Here is a 6,548-nt window from a genome sequence, read left to right as displayed (position 1 = left end):
GGCCGGGGCGGCGCGGGCCGTACTGGTCTCGGTTCATCTCGTTCTCCAGGAAGTTCAGGCGGCGATGCCGCCGGTGCGGTGCCACGCGTGGAGGAACGCCTCGACGAGGCCCTCGGCGCGGGCGGTGGAATCGAAGGTCTCGGTGACGCGGCGCCGGGCGATGGACGCCAGCGAGTCCGCGGTCTCGTTCAGCGGATGGCCGGAGTGGCCCTTGACGTACTCCATCCGCAGCCCGGGCCGCCCCACGACCCGCCGGGCCAGCCGGACCAGCGACGGCGCCGCCCCGGACCGCCGGGGCCGAAGGTCGTAGCCGTCCGGCATCAGGCCCGTGTCGCCGCGCCGCCACGCCCGCAGGTACCGCAGCGCGGACAGGCTGTCGACGAGCAGCACCAGGTCGCGGTCGTCCTCGACGCGGTCGAGCAGCAGGCCCACGGCCCGCAGCTCGCTGACCAGGACCCTGCGGGGACCGGTCGGGTCCTGCGGGCCGAACGTCCAGCCGCGCATGCCCCACCGCCCGTCGCCGACGACGTAGCCGATCCCGCAGGTGCCCCGCTTCCAGCTCGCGTCGGTGGCGGCGCCGAGGGCGCCCGGGAGCCCGGTCCATCCGGGTACCCGGCCCTGCGCCGGCGCCCTGCCGCCGCGGGTCGCCGGACGCGGCGGCGCCTGCGGGCAGTTCACGGGGTGCCGCCCGGAGCCGAGGTAGTGCTCGGCCTCGGTGACGAGCATCTCCGCGATCTCGCCGTCGCCGTGCCGGACGGCGGCGAAGCACAGCCGCAGGAGCCGCCGCGCGGCGCCGCAGCATCCGCACCAGGCGGCCCGGGTCGCGCAGGCCCGCATCCGCTGGGTCCGCCCGGCGAGACCGGGCGGCATCCGGCGCTGGGCGTCGTCGAACTCGCGCAGCGACATCGTCGGGACATGCATCGTCATCAACTCCGCTGATCTCGGGGGGGGGAAGCGGATCGGCTGTACACAGCAAACCACACGGGAAGCTGTGAATACAATCAACCATTTAGATGGCGTTCACGTGAGTGCATGAAGGGTCGCTGGGTTCGATGCGCGTGAACGAGATCAACCCGAACATCGGCCGAGGTAGGCGCTAGGGTGGAGATCATCGAGGCCGTCCGCCGATGGGAGTGCCGGTGCCGAACGACGCGACCGTGACCGCGGCCGATATCGCACGGCTGGCCGCGGTCGGCCGCGCCGCGGTGAGCAACTGGCGCCGCCGCCACGACGACTTTCCCCAGCCGGTCGGCGGGACGGCGGTCAGCCCGACGTTCTCCCTCGCCGAAGTGGAGGACTGGCTCCGCGGCCAGGGCAAACTCGCGGACTCGCCCGTCCGGGAGCGCGTCTGGCAGACGCTCCGCGCCGCGGCCCACGGGGACGTCGAACTCGCCGACGTGCTCACCTTCGCCGGCGCCTTCCTCCTCTACCTGCGCGCCGACCCCGGCCACTGGCGCGAGCTGTCGTCCGCCCCGGACGAGAAGATCGCGGGCTCGCTCGCCGGAGCCGTCCGCCCGCACACCGGCCCGATGCCGGACGCCCAGCCCGCCGACCCCGTCCCTCTGGTCCGCGCGCTGTCCCAACTGGTCGGCGAACTGGGCGTCGCGGAGACCTTCGAGTTCCTGCGCACCCGCTACCTGGAGCACCACAGCCGCCGCGTCTACCTCACCCCCGAACCGGTCGTGCGGCTGATGCTCGACCTCGGCGGCCCCGCCCGCACCGTCCTCGACCCCGCGTGCGGAACCGGCGCGTACCTGGGCATGGCGAACGAGGCGTTCAAGGGCGTCGAGCGACTCCTGGGCCAGGAGATCGACGACACGACGGCGCGCATGACCGCGATCCAGCTCGCCCTGCGCGGCGCCCCCGCCGAGATCCACCCGGGCGACTCGCTCCTGGCCGACGCCTTCCCCGGACGGGAGGCCGACCTCGTCGCGACGAACCCGCCCTTCAACGACCGGGGCTGGGGCTACGAGGAACTGACCGGCGACCCCCGCTGGGAGTACGGGCTTCCACCCCGGATGGAATCGGAGCTGGCGTGGCTGCAGCACGGTCTCGCGCACGTCCGTCACGGCGGAACCGTCGTCCTGCTCATGCCCCCGGCCGTCGCGAACCGCCGTTCCGGTCGCCGCGTCCGCGCGGAACTGCTCCGCCGTGGGGCGCTCCGGGCGGTCATCGGCCTGCCGTCCGGCGCGGTGCCGAACATGGCGGTCGCGTTGGCCGTATGGGTTCTGCGCCGTCCGGCCCCTGGGGACACCCCTCCGGACGACGTCCTGATGGTCGACACCTCAGCCGACCCGAGGAACTTCCACAAGGCCGCTGTGAACGCCTGGCGCCGGTACCTCAAGGGCAAGCCCGAGGGGACGGACGCGAGCGTCGTCGTGCGCATCATCGACCTGCTGGACGACGAGGTAGACCTCACCCCTGCGCGTTACCTCCCCCAGCGAAGCGCCCCAGCCGCGGAGGGCTCGTTCACCGCCGCCCAGGAACTCCTGCTAACGAAGACCGGCCAACTGCGGGATACCGCCGCCGGACTGTCTGCCCTCACCCAGGCCCAGGCACGCGATGACGTCCCGATGACGACGATCGGTGAACTGGCCAAGGCCGGCGTGCTCCAGATACTCCGTCCCCCCGCCAGGGCCGGCGGCGGCGAAGGCACCGTCCCCGTCCTGACGCTCGAAGACGTCGCCCAGGGCGGCGAGCCCACGGGCACGACCGCACCCGACGACGACCAGGTGCGCGTCACCGCCGGAGACATCGTCGTCTCCCTCGCGGCCCGCTACCCGGTGGCCCGCGTCATGGCGGAGGACGGGCCCGTCCTCGGCCCTGGGCTGGCCCTGGTGCGAGTCGAACCGTCCCGGGCCGACCCTGACTTCGTCGCGGGCTGGCTGCTGCTGGGCGCACAGGGCGCCCGCCTCCGCAGCTCCACCTCGTCCGCCCGCTTCGACGTCCGCCGCGCCCGGCTGCCCCGCCTCACCCCGGACGAACAGGCCGAGCTGGGCCGCGCGTTCCGGCGGCTCACCGACCTGGAGGCCGCGCTCCGCGAGACCCACGCCCTGGGGGCGGACGTCCTCCGCCTCGGTCTCGAAGGACTCGGGGCGGGCGCCCTGCGCCCCGCGGACTGACGTACGCTGCCGGGGACGGGCCAGTGGAGGTGGGCGTTGCGGCGGGGCGATCTCCTCGGGGAACGCGAGCGGTACGAGCTCGATCAGGCGATCGGGCGCGGGGGAATGGGCGAGGTGTGGCGCGCCTATGACCGCGTCCTGGACCGGCGCCTGGCCGTCAAGTTCACCCGCGTCTCGGACGAGTCGCTGGTCGCGCGGTTCGAGCAGGAGGCCCGCAGCACGGCCTGGTTCGAGCATCCCGGCGTCCCGACCGTGTACGACTTCGGCAGCCACGACGGCTGCTTCTACCTGGTGATGCAGTACGTCGAGGGCATGACGATCGACCACGTCCTCGACGCGGAGGAGCGGTTGCCGGTCTCCTGGGCCGCGCTCATAGCCGCCCAGGTCTGCGCCGTCCTGAACGTCGCGCACCGCCGCCCTCTGGTGCACAGGGACCTCAAGCCCAGCAACCTGATGCTCTGCCCGGACGGCTCCCTGAAAGTCCTCGATTTCGGTGCCGCCGTAGGGCTCGGGCCCGGTGACGTACGGCGAACCACGACCGGCCTGGGAGCCCCCTACACGCCCGGCTACACGGCCATGGAGCAGGTGTACGGCAGCCCGAGCCCGCAGAGCGACCTGTACTCCGTCGGCTGCGTCCTCTACGAGATGCTCACGGGCCGCCAGGTCTTCCCCGGCGCGACGCCCTACGAGGTGATGCGCCGCCACGAGGACGAGGAGCCCGCCCCGATCGGCCGCCTTCGTTCCGACGTCCCGCCGGAGCTGGACGCACTGGTCCTGCGACTTCTCGCCAAGCAACCGGGGGACCGCCCCGCGAATGCCCACGAGGTGTACCAGCGCCTCCTGGGATTCGTCTCGACCCTCGAACCGCTCCCCGGCATCGTCGGCACGCCCGCACCGCAGCACCTGTACGCCAACGCCGTCAGCCGCATCCGGATCACCGGTCCGCCGGCCCCGGTCACCCGCACAGAAGAACCAGCCAGGCTCCCCACCTTGGACGCGATCGTCCAAGCGCGCGCGGAAGCAGCCGACCTCGCCGAGGCAGGCCGCTACACCCAGGCAGCGGCACTTCTCTCCGACCTGACGGAGCCGACCCGTCTCGCGCTCGGCGACGAGGACCCGGAGTACCTGGGGCTGCGCCTAGACCTCGCCGACGTGCTCTTCCGGGGCGGCGACTACCGCAGGGCCATCCACGCCTACCGCGCAGCCGCCGTGGCCCTGGCGGAGTGGTACGGCCCCGACGACCCCAACGTTCTGACCTGCCGCGAACAGGAAGCGGTCTCCCAGGCCCACCTCGGCGCCACCGACACCGCCCTCACTCATCTCCAAGAACTCCTGGACGACGTCTCCGGCGGCAGCCCGTACGACCCCTTGACCCTGCGCATACGCGAACGCATAGTCCGCCTCAAACTCGCCGCAGGCGCCCAAGACCAGGCCCGCAAGGAACTGACCGACCTCCTGGACGACATCACCACCCTCTACGGCGACGACCACCCACAGATAGCGGGCCTCCAAATCCTCCTGCACGACCTCACACAGGCAGGAACGGGCTAGGTGTACTGACCACGGACATTGGTGACGGCGTACCGATGAGATCCGGTCGCGCTCACGGTCTACCTCGGCGAAGGCGCAACGCGAGGAGGATCTGTTGATCGACATGAAGCCGGCATGCCGCCAGATGATCGACCTGCTGGCCGCCGTGAGCGACGACCAGCTCGCCGACCCGACCCCCTGTACCGAGTACGGCCTCGGCGACCTGGTCGAGCACATCGACGAGGTGGCGCGGGGATTCACCGGGATCGCGCGCAAGGACGGCGGCGAGCAGGCCACCGCCGTTCGAGGGCCGGACCTCGCCGGCGGACCGCGGGCCGACGTGGCCAAGCGCGTCCAGGTTCTCGGCGAGTCCTGGGACGACCCGGAGGCGTGGCGGGGCACGACGGACGGCCCGGGTGTCGAACTGCCGAACGAGCTGTGGGGCAAGATCGCACTCACCGAACTCGTCGTCCACGGCTGGGACGTCGCTCAATCGATCGGGCGCGACGTCGAGCTGCCTGACGACACGCTGAAGGCCTGTCTCGACCATGTGGCCGAGTTCGTCCCGAACGCCCCCATACCTGAGCTGTGGGGGGACGCGGTCCAGGTCCCCCCTGGCGCGTCCCGCCTGGACCGGATCCTCGCGATCACCGGACGGAACCCGTTCCGCTGAACCGGCGGCCTCACGCGGGCAGGAACGGGCTGGGCGTACCCGAGTACGACACGTACAGATGGTCACGCGCCCTGGTGGAGGCCACGAACAGCAGGCACCGCTCCTTCTGGACGTCCTGCGCGTGCGCCTTGGCGTCCTCGTCCTCCGGTGTGATGGCCTTCGCCGCGGGCATCGACTTCTCATCCGCCCCGATGACCGCCACACACCGGAACTCCAGGCCCTTCATCCTGTGCATGGTGCCGACCTGCACGCCCGGCGTCCTGCTCGGCACCTGATACGCCGGGACGCCCTCCTCCTTCAGCCGCTTCGCGGCCTTCCTCGCCACCCAGCCGTACCGCGCCGCGACGCCGATCGCGCCGGGCTCCACCTCGGCGTCCAGCCAGGCCCGCACCTGCTCGACGAGCCCGTCCAGCTCCGCGTCCCGGTCCGCGTACCCCCTCACCACCGGACGCCGCCCGTGCATCGGCGACCGGTACCCGTCGAGGGTGTCCGCGGAATCGTCGAGCCCCTGCGCCGGCGCCGACCCCAGCAGCGGCACCGACCAGGCCAGGATCTCCTGCGTGGTGCGGTAGTTCAGCTTCAGCTTCGTGCTGCGCCCCCGCACGTTGATGCCGAGGCTCGTCAGCGACACGTGGCTGTCGTAGATCCGCTGGTGCGGGTCCCCGACGACGAACAGATCGTCGGGCCCCTCCGCGACGAGCCGCCGCAGCAGCCGCCACTGCGCCGTGTGGATGTCCTGCGCCTCGTCGACGATCACATGGTCGTACTCCGGCCCGGCCACCAACTCCGCCGCCTCGTTGGCGAGCTGCGGGAACGTCGACCTCCCCTCGGCCGCGAGCCCGTCCACCACATGCCGGAGCGCACGCCACACCACCGCCCGCTGCGCCTTGCCCAGCGGAACACCGCGCCCGGCCCGCGTGCACGCGAGGTACTCCTCCTCGCTCTCCAGGCCCTGCGCGAGGACGATCTGCTCCCATTCCCGGCTCAGGAACGAGATCGAGAACGGCGTCCCCTCCGCCGCCTCCTCCCAGAGCGGATTGAGCACGTCGTCCCCGGCGACCGCGGGCTTGTGGTGCCTGCCCACGACCTCGTAGGAGACGGAGTCCACGTTCTTGACGTACACCCGATCCCGCACCTCGGGATCGTCCACCAGCAACGCGAGCTGCTTCTCCAGCGCCTCGGCCAGATTCCGCGTGAAGGTGGTCAGCAGAACCCGCCCGCCC

The 6,548-nt window shown here is 71.9% G+C and carries 5 protein-coding genes; 3 read left to right on the top strand and 2 right to left on the bottom strand.

The window, feature by feature from the left end; translation table 11 throughout:
- Positions 1-54 precede the first annotated feature (54 nt).
- Entirely contained in the window at positions 55-927 is an 873-nt protein-coding gene (locus E1281_RS35725) for an RNase H family protein (RefSeq protein WP_131884123.1), read from the bottom strand.
- 212 nt (positions 928-1,139) lie between these two features.
- Between E1281_RS35725 and E1281_RS35720 the strand changes: the two genes are divergently transcribed.
- The 3 genes from E1281_RS35720 to E1281_RS35710 all read left to right on the top strand — a co-directional run bounded on the left by E1281_RS35720 (position 1,140) and on the right by E1281_RS35710 (position 5,325).
- Positions 1,140-3,122 carry an N-6 DNA methylase gene (locus E1281_RS35720; RefSeq protein ID WP_243717735.1) on the top strand — a complete coding sequence of 661 codons (1,983 nt, stop codon included), beginning with the start codon at positions 1,140-1,142 and terminating at the stop codon, positions 3,120-3,122.
- A 36-nt stretch (positions 3,123-3,158) separates the two neighbouring features.
- Positions 3,159-4,673, top strand: a complete 1,515-nt coding sequence (locus E1281_RS35715; RefSeq protein WP_207943697.1) for a serine/threonine-protein kinase — start codon at positions 3,159-3,161, stop codon at positions 4,671-4,673.
- 103 nt (positions 4,674-4,776) lie between these two features.
- Complete coding sequence (locus E1281_RS35710) at positions 4,777-5,325, top strand: TIGR03086 family metal-binding protein (RefSeq protein ID WP_243717736.1); 549 nt, start codon at positions 4,777-4,779, stop codon at positions 5,323-5,325.
- Positions 5,326-5,335: 10 nt separating this feature from the next.
- Here E1281_RS35710 and E1281_RS35705 read toward each other — a convergent pair.
- Positions 5,336-6,548 (bottom strand): 3'-5' exonuclease (locus E1281_RS35705; protein WP_131884120.1); only part of this gene is annotated, 1,213 nt, incomplete at its 5' end.

The organism is Actinomadura sp. KC345 (genome assembly GCF_004348515.1).
Taxonomy (GTDB): Bacteria; Actinomycetota; Actinomycetes; order Streptosporangiales; family Streptosporangiaceae; genus Spirillospora.
Note: the sequence above shows the minus strand (reverse complement) of the source record. Positions and strands in the feature narration are given on the sequence as shown.

Coding starts and splice junctions, on each gene's coding strand:
- E1281_RS35725 (WP_131884123.1), bottom strand. CDS start 927: ATGACGATGCATGTCCCGACGATGTCGCTGCGCGAGTTCGACGACGCC.
- E1281_RS35710 (WP_243717736.1), top strand. CDS start 4,777: ATGAAGCCGGCATGCCGCCAGATGATCGACCTGCTGGCCGCCGTGAGC.